At 38.6% G+C, this 14,073-nt stretch carries 9 protein-coding genes and 1 pseudogene; all 10 read right to left on the bottom strand.

Going from position 1 to position 14,073, the window contains the following annotated elements; genetic code table 11:
* Nucleotides 1-233: 233 nt before the first annotated feature.
* Nucleotides 234-2,831, bottom strand: a pseudogene (locus tag GNF10_RS16885) (TonB-dependent siderophore receptor).
* Nucleotides 2,832-3,012: 181 nt separating this feature from the next.
* Nucleotides 3,013-4,029 carry a helix-turn-helix transcriptional regulator gene (locus GNF10_RS16880; RefSeq protein WP_260446013.1) on the bottom strand — a complete coding sequence of 339 codons (1,017 nt, stop codon included), beginning with the start codon at nucleotides 4,027-4,029 and terminating at the stop codon, nucleotides 3,013-3,015.
* A 147-nt stretch (nucleotides 4,030-4,176) separates the two neighbouring features.
* A complete protein-coding gene (locus tag GNF10_RS16875; protein WP_185586576.1) occupies nucleotides 4,177-5,253 on the bottom strand; it encodes an iron-siderophore ABC transporter substrate-binding protein in 1,077 nt (358 codons plus the stop codon).
* Nucleotides 5,254-5,276: 23 nt separating this feature from the next.
* Nucleotides 5,277-7,877, bottom strand: coding sequence for a TonB-dependent siderophore receptor (locus GNF10_RS16870; protein ID WP_185586575.1), 2,601 nt, complete (start codon nucleotides 7,875-7,877; stop codon nucleotides 5,277-5,279).
* A 180-nt stretch (nucleotides 7,878-8,057) separates the two neighbouring features.
* The gene (locus tag GNF10_RS16865) at nucleotides 8,058-9,056 is read right to left on the bottom strand and encodes a helix-turn-helix transcriptional regulator (RefSeq protein ID WP_185586574.1); all 999 of its coding nucleotides are present in this window, start codon (nucleotides 9,054-9,056) and stop codon (nucleotides 8,058-8,060) included.
* A gap of 142 nt (nucleotides 9,057-9,198) precedes the next feature.
* The gene (locus tag GNF10_RS16860; RefSeq protein ID WP_185586573.1) at nucleotides 9,199-9,591 is read right to left on the bottom strand and encodes a DUF1636 family protein; all 393 of its coding nucleotides are present in this window, start codon (nucleotides 9,589-9,591) and stop codon (nucleotides 9,199-9,201) included.
* 141 nt (nucleotides 9,592-9,732) lie between these two features.
* The gene (locus GNF10_RS16855; RefSeq protein ID WP_185586572.1) at nucleotides 9,733-11,061 is read right to left on the bottom strand and encodes an MFS transporter; all 1,329 of its coding nucleotides are present in this window, start codon (nucleotides 11,059-11,061) and stop codon (nucleotides 9,733-9,735) included.
* A 36-nt stretch (nucleotides 11,062-11,097) separates the two neighbouring features.
* A complete protein-coding gene (locus tag GNF10_RS16850) occupies nucleotides 11,098-11,976 on the bottom strand; it encodes a ferric iron reductase (protein ID WP_185586571.1) in 879 nt (292 codons plus the stop codon).
* Between the two features lie 23 nt (nucleotides 11,977-11,999).
* On the bottom strand, nucleotides 12,000-12,971 hold the full coding sequence (locus GNF10_RS16845; RefSeq protein ID WP_185586570.1) for an iron-siderophore ABC transporter substrate-binding protein: 972 nt from the start codon (nucleotides 12,969-12,971) through the stop codon (nucleotides 12,000-12,002).
* A 115-nt stretch (nucleotides 12,972-13,086) separates the two neighbouring features.
* Nucleotides 13,087-14,067 (bottom strand): iron-siderophore ABC transporter substrate-binding protein, encoded by a 981-nt coding sequence (locus tag GNF10_RS16840; RefSeq protein ID WP_185587553.1) that lies wholly within the window; start codon nucleotides 14,065-14,067, stop codon nucleotides 13,087-13,089.
* Between the last annotated feature and the right edge of the window lie 6 nt (nucleotides 14,068-14,073).

Below are 14,073 nucleotides of genomic sequence, written 5' to 3'. Positions count from 1 at the left end.
TTTTTGGGAATATGTCCTTCGGTATACTTTTGACTATCTACTTTTCCTAACTCATTAAAAAATGGGCGAACCGGGAGTAATTAATCGACATTCTGACGCTGGTAATTTTTGATTTGCTAAGTTTGGGTGTGAATGGCTATAACAAGCAGTAACTACAACCAAGGTTATTATGAGTAATAAGTAATGCAATTTACGCCATTTCACCCTATTTTTCCTCTAAATGACTTGAGAATTTAGAACTTGACAGAGAATGTTCCCAAAACTGTGAACGGTGCGCCAGGAGCAAGTAAAAAGCCTGAAGAATCATAGTAACGGGTATCTAATAGGTTTTTGAAGTTGAGACCAATTTGGTAATTGTCTCGTCGATAGAAAATAGTGGCATCTGTTCTGACAAAGGAAGGAATTGTAATGGTATTTGGTAGTGTAGCTTCGCGATCGCCTACAAAAAATACTCCTCCACCAAAACCTAAACCTTTTAAGCTACCTGTTTGAATCTGGTAGGTTGTCCATAAACTAGCACTATTCCTGGGAGCATTAGCTAATCTGTTACCAACTGGGAGACTATTATCTTCACTCACATAAGCATCATTATGAGCATAAGAAGCAATCACATTCCACCCTGGTAAAATCTCCCCAGCTATATCTAGTTCGATACCTCGACTTTTGACTTCTCCAGCAGCAATAGTAAAGTCTGGATTGTTCAAGTCTGTTGTGGATACATTGTTCTTAGTAATCTCATAAGCTGCTAATGTCGCCGTCAGCCTACCATCTAAAAGCTCACCTTTAATTCCTACTTCGTATTGCGAAGCAGTTTCTGGTTCTAATGGACTCCCTCCTACAGCTATGGCGTATTCATTCGGTTTAAAAGCACGAGTGTAACTAGTATAAAGAGATAGATTTTCTGTGGGTTGATACACTAAACCAACTCGTGGGGAAAATTTCTCATAATAACGTTCTGTAATGTCAGTTTGCGTGCTATTGATAATATCAGGCTTATATTCATCTTTGAAGTTTACAAAATCCAATCTTCCACCCAGTAAGATTTTGAGATTTGGTAGTAATGCTACTTGATCTTGCAAGTAAAGACCTACCCGATATGTATTAGTTCTACCCTCGAAGCCTTCCTCAAAGGTAGTGGGAATGGCTGCACCATATACTGGATTCAAAACGTTCAGGGATGGTACGTCATAAGAAATGAAAAATGGATAGCCAAACTCACTTCTACCTAGTTCAAAGCCTAACAGCACTTCATGTTTAATTGAACCAGTATTAAATTTTCCGATTAAGTCATTTTGCCAAGAATAATCTCTAGAGTAATCACCGACTTTGTTGTATCTTCTAGCAACAGTCCGACCATCTTCAGCAAAGGGGTTGCTAAAATCAACTGGCTGAAAGTTGGAACGAGATGTATCAACTGTTTGCACTGAAACTGCGCTGCGGAATCGCCAATTTTCACTAAATTTATGATCCAATGCAACATTTACCCGATTGGCAAAGAGTTCATAGCGATCGCTTGGTTCGCCAAAATTGAAGCTAATAGGTAAATCAAAGCTTCTAGTTATCGGTGGTAAGCCTCTGTCATAGGATTGGTTGAGGTTAACGTACTCATATTGCAAATCGAAATTAGTGCGATCGCTTAATTTCACACTTAAGCTAGGAGCAAAGGTATAAAGCTCTTTGTAAGCAAAATCTCGGAATCCACCAGAGTTTTCATAGGCAGCAACAAAGCGATACAAAATATTGTTATCTGGGGTGAGGGGGCCGGAAATATCTATTTCTGGACGATAGTAACTATAGCTACCCGCAGAAAATGTTGCCGAGTAATAAGGTTGGTTAAGTGGCTGTTTAGTGACGTAGTTGACAATACCCCCAGGCTCTAGCTGTCCATACAGTACCGAAGCCGGGCCTTTCAGAACTTCTATCCTTTCGATTGTGGCAGTGTCAGTAAATGCTGTGAAACTATCCTACCTAAAACCATTTCTGAGGTTAGCATTGGTATCAAATCCCCGAATGGTATAACTATCAGTACCGGCATAATCTGTTTTGACGGTGACACCACTGACGTTACGTAATACGTCTGCAACTCTTTGCACTTTTTGATCCTCAATTACCTGTCGAGGAATCACCTGAATTGCTTGGGGAATCTCTAGTAAAGGTGTATCTGTCTTAGTTGCAGTTGATGCTTCTTGTACGCGATATCTGTCTTGTTCTCCTGTTACCACCAATTCAATTGGATCTTGGTTCTCACCTGTGGTTTCATCAGGTTTAATTTCACTTGTGGGTTGTTCGGATGGTGTTTCCGTGGTGGGTTGATTTGCTTGCGCTTGTGATGTTGTGGAATTTGTTGCAGGTGTGACACCAAATATTAAACCTGCATCACTATCAAATAGTTCATAGCTAGGTATTCCCGTCTCACCTATAATAGTGATTCTAATCGTATTACTGTCTTGATTGATAACTGTAACTTCAGTAATTCCCGCAAATGGTTTTTCTTGCCGAAATGTATTCCCAGAAGACAAACGCAATTGAGCATTAGTAATATTAGCAATTAAGCTATTTCCAAAACTACTATTTGCTACTTGCAATTTTTCGCCTTGCTTAGTCTCTAAAATCACTTCTATGCCTTTATCTGTACTATTAACCCGCACTCTATCAATCAGAATTGGAGACTGGGGAGTTTGAGATAGTAAATCTTTAGTAATTCTAGCGGTATGACTTTCCTGAGAAAAGGGAAGATGATTTTGGCTTGTTTCATTTCCCCCAGCTGGTTGAACAGCAAAGACTACCCCTGTTAACCATAAACTGATCAATAGTTGCGGTTGTTTCCACATAATATATTTATCCCACACCACAAGCGACTGTTAGCTACCTAAATTAAGAATCTTTTTCAAAAACGATACATGGAATTGATTTGATTTTGAAGGCTTTAGTGAATCTCAACCGGATTTTTTTGAGCTAGAAACGGATTTTTATGGCCAGCTGATAGCAAGTAGCTGTATATTATTGAAAAGTTTAGGCTTTTATTAATAAATCATAAGATTTAGGATTCATCCCAAATTGCTTACGAAACGCAGCTGCAAAACGACTTTGATTTGCATAACCAACAGTACGCGCTATTTGTTTAACACTCATTTTGCTTTCTAAGAGTAATTTGCGTGCTTTTTCCATTCTTTGTTGTTGTAAATAGCCGAATGCAGTTGTACCAAGCACTTGGCGAAAACCTAACTTGAGTTTGTAGTCGTTTAATCCTACTTTTCGTGCTAGTTCTAGTAAGGAAGGTGGACTATCTAGATTTTGAGTTAAAATTTCTTTGGCATAATGAACTCTGGCTATATCATCCCGCTTCAGGACAATTGCTTTTGTATAGTTTTTTTCAAGGTTAGTTAGTTGTTCTATTTTCAAAGCAATTAGTTCTAAACATTTACTTTCTAAATAAATTTTTTTAGTTAAGCCTGTAAAGGGACAATTGATAATTTGTTCAAGCGCAACACGCATTTCTGGGGTGGTAAGGCTGATTTGACGATAGGGTTCTTCACTTGGCTCAATTACCCTTTGCAACGTTATTGGGGAGATTGGTATATCACTGGTAATAAAACTATTTAACAATTCAGGTGATTCTAAATGTATATCGACTTTTAGAAGTCGTTTATTCCCTAAAACTTCTACTTTACTATCTTTATAAATACCACTACCTAGAAAAAAATTTTTCCCACTATCAGTTGCATTCCAGCATCCTAATAAATGGAAACCAAATTCTAAACATCCAATGAAGTTTTCCTCTGATGTGCTATCAATAATCAAATCATCGTAAAATTCTGCGTCAATAATTAATAAACTTATATCCCGTAATTCAATCCAACGTTCATATCCATGACCTAGTTGTTTGGGACACATGTTGATAATATCATTGGGGTCTGATAGGTCTGCTGGTTTAGCATTTTGATTGTATTTTGTCCACAATTCTTGATAATCTGCCAGTGAAATACAATGCCCCATGTTTTTCCTAAACTTACACTGAATGCTGTTCAACTGCAAACATTTATAGAGAAATTTTCTCAATTACTCTTAGGAAGGATTCTATCAGTGTTCAGCAATTGTGTCTAGAGATTAACGAAGCTGAAGCCAAAAATGTATTTCCCCTACCCCATACACCCATTTAGGTGAGGATACGTTGAGTCATGGGTTTAAGGTTTTGGACAGTAAAAGTGAGGGTAGCTGTTCTAATATCAGAGAATTAGTAATAGGTGGGCCAATTACGTCGCCCCAGAGGGTGTAGTCTACAAAGTAAACTCGTCCTTCTTTCCATGCTATTGAATTGTGCAATAGAGGATTTTTAGTCCATTTTTGCTGGAGTTCTTGGAGGGGAACTTTGTAAGTAGATTCACCATTCCAATTATCTAACCAGGTATTAACAATAACAATATCTGCGTCGAGTTGAGCAAGGGTTTCCAAATTAATCTGTGGTCTTAACCCTAGTTTTCGTTCTATACCTGGCAGCAATACAGTTTGAAACCCAATTTTTTCCAGGAGTTCAATCGTATTTCCTCCGTATCTAACCTCTATGTAGTCCATCGATTGACTGCAAACGATATTCAGTACTCGCCGATGGGTGTTAACGAGAGGTGTTAATTGAGCGCGGACTTTAGCTAGCTGTTGCTTTTGTGAGGTAACGATTGATGCAATATTTTTCTGACTATCCACTGCTTTGGCGACAATTTTAATGTTGTCTTGCCAATTTTGCTCATTATCTATCAATACAGTTGGCGCGATCGCAGAAAATAACTGATTGTCCTGAGAATTTAAGCCCAAAATCAAATCTGGTTTGAGTAGAGTCAACGTTTCCAGGGAGGGCTGGGAGCGATCGCCTAAATTAATCGGTTCACTAGTGACATACTTACCCAAGTAGGGAATCTGTTGGCTAGGGTTGTCAAATTTAGGCGATCGCAATAAATAAGCATCGGCGTAGGCAGCAGGTTGCACGTCGAGAGCTAACATCAGACTCAGCATCTTTGGTTCGAGAACTGCGATTTTTTGAGGTTTACCACAAATCTTGGTTTTTCCTGCTGCATGTTCCACGACTCGACAATCAGCAGAAAGCGATCGCCCAGTTTCTAAACGGAGGTTTTGGGGACTACCACCATGACAAGCTGTAATTAAGATGGCTGTCAGCAAAGCCAAGGCAATGTATTTATATAAGAAAGCGATGGCTACGCCCGCCAAAGGTATCGCACTACGGCAAGTTTCCAACAACATTATCAACTCAACAAAAATCAAGGTTAGAACTGAATTGAAAACGAGCCGATAACAGTGAATGGTGCACCAGGATAGATTGTATTTCTGGCTTGAGAGGTTTCATAATAAGTTTCATTGAAAAGATTGCGGAAATTCAGTGCTAACCTCCAGTTATCTTGTTTGTAATAAATGGCTGAATCTGTTCTGAAATAGCTGGGCATAATGCTGGTATTGTCCAAATCAGCGTATCTATCTCCAGCATAGTAAAGTCCCAAACCAAAGCCCAAACCTTTTAAATCACCGCTTTGCAGTTCATAGCTTGTCCACAAACTTGCAGCGTGTTCGGGTACATTATCGATGCGATTACCAACAGGAATTGTATTGTCTTTTGAGGTAATTGCATCGGTGTAAGTGTAAGATGCAATGATGTTCAAACCGGGAAGAATTTCGCCGCCAATGTCTAATTCAATACCTCTACTTCTCTGTTCTCCCACCTGTATGGAGATATTGGGATCGGGATTGTTGGGGTCGTCAGTGACAACATTTGTTTTGGTAATTTGGTAGGCCGCTAAAGTTGCCGAAAGTTTTTCGCTGATATCTGCCTTGATACCAACTTCGTATTGCGTTCCTCTTGTTGGCTTAAAGGGTTCGTTTGTTGCCGAAAGTCCGAAAAATCGATCTGGTTGAAAGGATTGAGTGTAACTCGCATAAAGGGAAATCGGTTGAATTGGTTGATAAACAATACCAACACGCGGGCTGAAAGCACTGAGAGATTCTTCAGTTGTTGTTTCTGCAAAACCTGTTTCTTCTCTTTGGAAAGCATCAAAGCGACCACCAATCAAGACCTTGAGATTATCTGCAAAAGTAATTTGATCTTGGATATAAATCCCTAGAGTATCTCTACGAGTTGTGTAAGAGAAAGTTTGTTCATCAGGTATATCAGGTAAATCAACATCATAATTAGGATTGAAAATGTCTAGCTGTATGGGGTCTGCCACATCGAATGAGGTATATTCCCAGGTGTTACGTCTTAATTCCACCCCAATTAAAGGTTGATGGACAATCGATCCCGTTTTGAAGCGTCCGACTAATTCTGTTTGCAGTGTATAGATTTCTCGTGAGAAACTATCACGACCTATATATATTGGGGCAAATTGGTCATCAACTAGGTCATTACCACCACTGGCATAATCACCTGTTAATCGACCAGATACAAAAGAAAAGGCATTACGAAGTTGCCAATCCTGACTAAATTCATGCTCTAGTCTATAGCCAACCCGCAAATTGCTATCCTCATAAACACTTTGCGGCAGACCGATGAAGCGACTAATGGGGATGGGAGCGGGTCTATCCCCAATAGAAGGAAGCCCGCGATCAAACAGGTAACTATTGTTTAGATATTCTAGGTCGAATGTTAAGGTCGTGCGATCGCTAATATTCCAGGTAATTACAGGCGCAACAAATACACGTTCGGTAAAGTTATAATCTCGAAAACTCCCAGCGTTTTGATAAGCCACATTCAGCCGATATAACACTGAACCATCATCTGTGAGTGGCCCAGAAATATCAAAACTGGGGCGATAAAACCCATAATTGCCGACATTCAATTCAGCTGAATAATAGGGAGTTCTCAGGGGTTGTTTTGTGACAATATTGACAATTCCTCCCGGTTCAGCTTGACCAAATAGCACAGAAGCCGGCCCTTTGAGGACTTCGATGCGTTCGATATTTGCTGTATCTACCGAAGAGTAAAAGTCATTGTCAGAAAATCCATTGCGGAAATTTCCATCTTGAGCAAAGCCACGAATATTATATCCACCGGCATCTGAACCTCCGAAGTTACCTTGTTTGCGTACACCACTGACGTTTTCCAAGGCTTCTTGTACGCGCGTCGTCTTTTGGTCTTCTAAGATTCGACGCGGGATCACTTGAATCGAACCCGGAATATCTCGCAAAGTTGTATCAGTTTTGGTCGCAGTGGTCGCAGTCGGTACGCGATATCCGTCTTGCTCTCCCGTCACCACCAATTCAATCGGTTCGTCCTGCTGCGCTGCGGGTTCTTCTGGGGGTGTCTGGGTTGCTGGTTGTTCCTCAGTTTGTGGTGTTTCTGGTGATTGTGCTGCTGTGGTTGTAGATGCAACAGCCAAAATCAACCCTGCATCATCATCAAATAACTCAACCGCAGGTAACGCTTTTTCCCCGACTACCGTTACCCGCACAGTATTTGCATCAATATTCGCAACTATTATCTCAGTAATTCCCTCTGTAGGTTTTTCCGAGCGATATGTAAAACCATCTCCATTAGACAGCTTTAACTGCCCACCAGTAATATCTGCAATAAAATTATTACCAGTACTGCGATTATTAACTTGCAGTTGATCCCCTTGGTTGGTTTCTAAAATCACCTCCAACCCTTTATCAGTGGAATTTGCTTTTACTCCTGTAATGAGAATAATATTCTGTTGGCTCGGGGCTGGTGTTTGTGCCAAAATGCGAGCATTGGTCACAGGAACTTTGATTTTATCCTCTCCCAATGTCTCAGCTTTTGTGGGAGTAGCGACTAAAATAGCGATACCAGCAAAGCTGGTTGCCAAAGGTATCGCACTTGTCAACAGCAAGCTTGAAAATAATTTATCTAACTTCATTGATCTCCCCACACACACGAAATAAAACTACTCGTCCTTAACTCAACTGGACGATTAATGCAGAAATAATTTTTTGAATTACTAGCCAAAAGATTATTAGTAACTATTCTCAGTAATCTTACGGGAAGTTTGAGAAAAGCTGAAGTCAGAGATGTTCTCCAAACGGAATTTTTCTGTTCTTTAAACGGAATTTTTTTGGGAATAAACGCTAGGACTCATGCCAAACTTTTTACAAAAAGCTGTCATAAAAGCACTGCGGCTAGCATAACCTACATATTGGGCTACTTGATTGACACTCAACTTTGCATCCAAAAGTAATTCTTTTGCTTGTTCCATACGGTAGTTATGTAAGTAACCGAAAACGGTTGTACCGAATATTTGTTGAAAGCCTTTTTTGAGAGTACAATCATTCAGATTGACTTGCCGTGCTAACCCAATTAATGTTGGTGGATTAGTAAAATTATTAATGAGAATATCTCTGGCTTGATAAATACTATCAATTTGTATCGGCTTGAGAGTAGTATTTGCATCTAAGGGAAGCGAATCTTGTAAATCTTCCAAACGTAGTGCTAATAATTCAAATACTTTAGCCTCTAAATAAAGTTGCTTTGTTAAATCTTGATATGGACAATTTAAAACTTGTTGCAAGATATTTTGCATTTTGGGTGTTGTCCTGCCAATTTGCCAGTAATCTACCTCTTCGTCATTAGCTTTATCAATGATGTCTCGAAGCTTAGTGGGCAATCTATCTAAATGAGCAAATATCAAACTTTTAAGTAAAGTATATTCAATATGAATATCTAATTTTAAAACTCTTTCCTGGGCTTGCCATTCCTTCCAACTACCTTCACCAGTATCTAGCGCCAGTTGGATAAAATTTTGCCCTGTTTTAAAATCTAGACTAGGGTCATAGCCAAAAATATTAAAACCTAACTCTAAATAAGTACAAGGTTGATTTGAAGCATTTTCGACCACTAAATTTTCTTGCAGATAGTAGTTTTCTAGCAAAAGGGAGATTCCTGGGCGCAAGTGAAACCAACGCCTATAACCATGACTCATCCCCTTGGGGTCATGTAGCTGAAATTCGTAAGTTTTTGGTTGAAAAGAACAGTTCTTATCCAGTTGAGTTGACGGTAATAAATGATAACAATCTGCTGGTTCTTGTAAAACAAGGGTCATGGGATTTTAGATTTTGTATTTTGAATTTATTAAATATATAGATGAGAAAAATATCATTAATTTTCTTAAGAAATGAGTAACAAGAGTTACAAATATTGTTTGGAGTTATTTGCAACACCAAGCTTGATGCTGCAAATAACACCTAATCTTCAGGCTTCGTCAGTAAAGAAGGAATACTCGCAAAAATGGCAGATTCCAACTCTTTGGGGAGTTTTTCCCAAATAAACGCCCCTTTGCGATTATCGATGTACATCTGTGTAAATTCGAGTAATGCTGAGGCATTTTCTGCATCTGGAGGTAGATCGACAAGCAGATAGGTAGGCTTTTCAGGGCTAGAAATCGCCACAACACAGCCACGGCTACAAGCCCACAAACATCCTACAGGTTGAATTTCCAGTTCTTCTATTGCGAATTTTTCTAATGATAAAGCGGTGATTTTGTCAAGTAAAATACTGCCATCACAACGCTGATTTTCTGCTAATTCTGCGGATGAACGGTGACAAGATTTGCAAACGAATAGGGTATGTTTGGTCATAGATTAAATGTGTGTCGATTAAGAAAATAATGGTGACATTCTGCGGATTCTTGCAGAACAATGTTTATCCGAGTTATGACAACAGAGAAGTTATTGAGAAATAGTATCATTATTAAAGCAAGGCAGGGTGAATTGAATTCATTACTTCAACTGGCTATACTCTGCATCATGGTCGGGGATAATGTCTTCTACATCCCGCAGCACACGCACAGAAAAACCCAGCCCACCAACTAACAACATACACAACGCGCAGATCACATATAGCAATGCTATCCCTGCACCAGTGCCAGTCCCAAATAATCCGCCGAGAATACCAACCAGAACACCGCCTGATTGCAAAGCTGGTGTAAAAACACGATCTGCCAATGGGCCTGCTATTAAATAGCCTACAGCAGAAGCGATTTGCAAAAATAGCGATCGCGCCGCAAAAACCCTTCCTTGCACATTAGGAGGTACTTTTGCCAACCAAATTGCAGTATCCGAACTGCCATTCAAAGGGAAATTAAAAGAAGAACAAAATTGTGCCGGAATCCAAACCCAAGGTGTTCTACCCAAACCAAAAATAATTTTACTTATACCTGCACCCATCATCCCCAATAAAATCCCTTTGATTTTCCGTCTGAAACCACCCCAAGTGCTAACAATTATTGCCCCTGTTACACCACCAAAACCAGCCGCAGAAGCCAAGCTACCTAGCACTAAAGTATTGTTATTAGTGCGCGATAAAATCATTGGTGCGTAAAGGGAATCCCCAATATCATGGGGTAGCCAAAATAATAAGTTAAGGACTAACAATGCTAATAAACTTTTGTGAGTGGTAATATAACGCCAACCTAATCCCAAATCTTGCCAAATATTGACTTCACTTGCATTTTGTGTTGGTGGTGGTTGAGGAATACTAACGAACAATAAACTGCTAATTGCTATAGCAAAAGTAAAGATATCAATCAACCAAATTCCTAAAAAACCAATAACTGTGTAAAGATAGCCCGCTAAAGCAGGGGCAATAATATTGCTGCCATAACCGGATACAAATTGTAGGCTACTAGCACGAGTATAGTGTTTTTTAGGAATCATCAGCGACACTGATGCTGAATATGCCAAAGATTGAAATTGATTGAAGGTTCCGACAATAGCACCTGTGAGGTAAAAATGCCAAATTTGCAAATTATTAGTCAGATGAAGTACCAGGATGAAAATTGTGCTGAGGACGGCTACTGTGTCACCAACCATCATCAAGAATTTACGGTTAAATCGGTCTACAATTACACCGCTGATTGGGGTAATGATAATACTTGGTAGTAAACTAAAAAAACCTATCAAAGTCAGGGTAGTTGCTTTACCTGTAATTTCCCATGCCCAAATTTCAATCGCAAAGCTGGTCATACTGCTACCGATAGTAGAAACTAGCTGACCAAGCCAGACGATGAGAAATTTACGCATACTGGCTAGGTTTGGTTGTTGTGGCATTTGTAGGGTTTTTTCGGTATTTTGATTAGTGGAATTTCAATCAGTCTCTACCATTTCTTCCTTCATGAGTACAATTCTTTCCTGTAGTTCCATCAGAGGACAGTTTGGACACTTTTCATCGTATGGAGGAATAAAAGTATATAAGCAGCAAGTGAGACGGACTGTGGTTGTAGCTGGTAAACCGGGTTCGTTGAGTTGTTCGGTGCGTAATAAGTTGTAAAGAGGATTGCGTCCGGGCATAACTGAACTGTAGGGTTGTTCATATAAGACGGAATAATCTGTTTGTATCGCTTCTAGATTTGTACATTGGCTAAGTTCAGCAAACTGTCCTTCCGAAGCGTTCACCGCATTACCCCATAAGGTTTTTTTGGAGAGTTTGGTTAAAATATGAACCCTGTCTATCATGGGTGCAAAATTGTGTTGGAATAAGTTAGTAAATACACTTTGGTGTAGGGCTTCCACGCTATTTACTATTTTTCCTGGATAATCTTCGGGAATGGGGATAGGTAATCTCTGAGGATAAATTACAGTACCACTCAAATCATGAAACCATAACGCCTTGGGTTCACTGTCTTCTAAAACAAAACTCACATTGTCAAGCCCAGCATCTAGCCCTACACCAGCCCAAGTCATCAAGGCTAAAACACCAGGTAATGTTTTCCAGCTATACACTTTGTTCCATATAGATGCAGCAATGCGAATATCTTGAGTTTTTTGGTATATATCGCTTGCTTGCCATTGAGATAAAAGTCTATCTGGTTGGAGATAATTATTTAATGAAATCACCTCAGCACTATCAGGAGGCTGAGTCAAAATTATACAGTCCGTATAAAAACTATCTAAATTACTTTGAGCAAGAATAAATATTTCTTTGAGAAAATTCGGCACACTTGTGTTAGCGAGTTGTTGGGACATTATTTCACTATGATGATTAACTCTCAGGAATTGTTTACCAAGTATTTAAACAAATCATCCAAAATTGCATTTGCTGCCAGAATATTACCAAATATCCAGTAACTAGAATCGACGGTATACACTCGGTTATTTTTAACTACATGCAAATTTTGCCATAACTGGCTGTTGTGATATTTTTTAAAAGCATCTTCCGCACCGGGATCTAATGCTACAAATAAAATATCTGCATCTAATAACTCTAAACGCTCTAAGCTAACTGAAACTAAAGGCTGATTTTCATTAGGATTCAGTTGATTTTGCATATCTGGTAGAGGTATTCCCACCTCTGTAATTAGACTTCCAGGGAATGAATACTTGGTACGAAACTCTGGAACTTGTTTGCCAGCATAAAAGCGGCTGATGGAAACTGTTGTTTTTGTGCGTTGATTATTAATAACTGTACGTAATGCTTGAACTCGTTGCTGATATTGCTCAAGTAATTTTTGTGCTTGTTCACTTTTACCTGTAATTTCAGCAATCCGGGATAAAGAATCTTTCCAAGCAGTTTGAATGTAATCAAGTGTGACTGTCGGGGCTATTTGTGAAAATAAATGGTATGTTTCTTTACTGATAGAAAAGCCCAAAATTAAATCTGGATTTAACTGCACCATTTTTTCTATATTTGGCTGACTTTCTTTTCCTAAATAAATTATACCTTCAGCTTTTTTACCCAATTTTGGTATGATACTCCCCGCTATATTGGGCTGTGTTGCTGCTACTGGTTTTAAGTCCAGCGCGATCAATACCTCCATAGAGGTTTCATCTAAAGCAATAATACGTTGGGGTTTTACAGGAACACAAGTTTCTCCCAACGGATGTTTTATAGCTCGACAATTAGATACTGCTAAATTTGCTTTTGTTAATTTTGTGATTTTAGTGTAATTGCTATAACAACCCTGTACCAAAATCACAGCCAAGGTTATGATAAAAAATAGTTTTATATAAGGTTTTATCATTATCTACATTACAGTTAATTTTTTGTCTTGTAGTACAATGCACCATCTTAAATTATTTAGGTGCGTTTCTAGTGCTAGTCAAACCAGAAAAACATGATGCAAAATTTGCCAAATTTCATGGCTCTTCTAGTAAGTATTTAACAAGGTCATCTAAAATAGCATTGGCTGACAGGATATTTCCAAAAATCCAGTAACCGGAATCAACGGTATATACTCGATTATTTTTAGCTACATTAAGTGTTTGCCATAAGGGACTATTCTGATATTTTTGAAAGTTTTCCTCCGAACCTGGATCTAGTGCAATAAACATCGCGTCTGACTCTAGCAAGTCTACACGTTCTAAACTAACATTGTTATAACTGACGCTTGCACCAATACTAACCTGGCGTTGTGCCAAGGGTATAGATAATTTTAATTCATTTAAAATAGCTACAGCGAATGATAAATTATTTAAGAATTGTGTAAATTGAATACTTGTGTAAAATCGCATTATAGAAATTCCTTTATTTTTGAATTTCTCAGCAAAGTTTAAGCTTAAATTTTCAATTCTTTGTTCATATTCTGCCAGTAGTTTTTCTGCTTCTTGAGCTTTATCAACTATCTTAGCAACCTGTAGTAAAGTTTCTTTCCAAGCATTTTCTCTATATTCAATGGAAACTGTTGGCGCTATTTGAGAAAATAACTGATAATTTTGGGGACTCCAAGAAAAGCCTACAATCAAATCAGGACTTAATTTGACAATTTTTTCAAGATTAGGCTGGCTTTCCTTACCTAAATCGATAATTCCATCAATTTTTCCTTTCAATATAGGTGCTTTATTACCTACTCGATTTGCTGTAGTTGCTGCTATTGGTTTTAACCCCAATGCTACTAAAATTTCTAAACTCTCTTGGTCAGTCACAATGATCCGTTGAGGATTGAAAGGAATACAGCTTTCTCCTAATTCATGCTTAATAATCCGACATTCTGATGTAGGTAACTTGGCTTTTGGTGAGTAAGTTTTTTTAGCGAAAATAGTATAATAGCCTTTGAGAAATATTATAGACAAGGTTATTATCAAAAATAATTTGATGTAATACAACCATTTACTAATCATTGGATG

Source organism: Nostoc sp. UCD121 (genome assembly GCF_014222285.1).
In the GTDB taxonomy this organism is placed as follows: domain Bacteria; phylum Cyanobacteriota; class Cyanobacteriia; order Cyanobacteriales; family Nostocaceae; genus Nostoc.
Note: the sequence above shows the minus strand (reverse complement) of the source record. Positions and strands in the feature narration are given on the sequence as shown.

What these genes read in the sequence shown, in the direction of transcription:
- GNF10_RS16840 (WP_185587553.1), bottom strand. Translation starts at nt 14,067, where the DNA reads ATGATTAGTAAATGGTTGTATTACATCAAATTATTTTTGATAATAACC.
- GNF10_RS16845 (WP_185586570.1), bottom strand. Translation starts at nt 12,971, where the DNA reads ATGATAAAACCTTATATAAAACTATTTTTTATCATAACCTTGGCTGTG.
- GNF10_RS16855 (WP_185586572.1), bottom strand. Translation starts at nt 11,061, where the DNA reads ATGCCACAACAACCAAACCTAGCCAGTATGCGTAAATTTCTCATCGTC.
- GNF10_RS16865 (WP_185586574.1), bottom strand. Translation starts at nt 9,056, where the DNA reads ATGACCCTTGTTTTACAAGAACCAGCAGATTGTTATCATTTATTACCG.
- GNF10_RS16875 (WP_185586576.1), bottom strand. Translation starts at nt 5,253, where the DNA reads ATGTTGTTGGAAACTTGCCGTAGTGCGATACCTTTGGCGGGCGTAGCC.
- GNF10_RS16850 (WP_185586571.1), bottom strand. Translation starts at nt 11,976, where the DNA reads ATGTCCCAACAACTCGCTAACACAAGTGTGCCGAATTTTCTCAAAGAA.
- GNF10_RS16860 (WP_185586573.1), bottom strand. Translation starts at nt 9,591, where the DNA reads ATGACCAAACATACCCTATTCGTTTGCAAATCTTGTCACCGTTCATCC.
- GNF10_RS16870 (WP_185586575.1), bottom strand. Translation starts at nt 7,877, where the DNA reads ATGAAGTTAGATAAATTATTTTCAAGCTTGCTGTTGACAAGTGCGATA.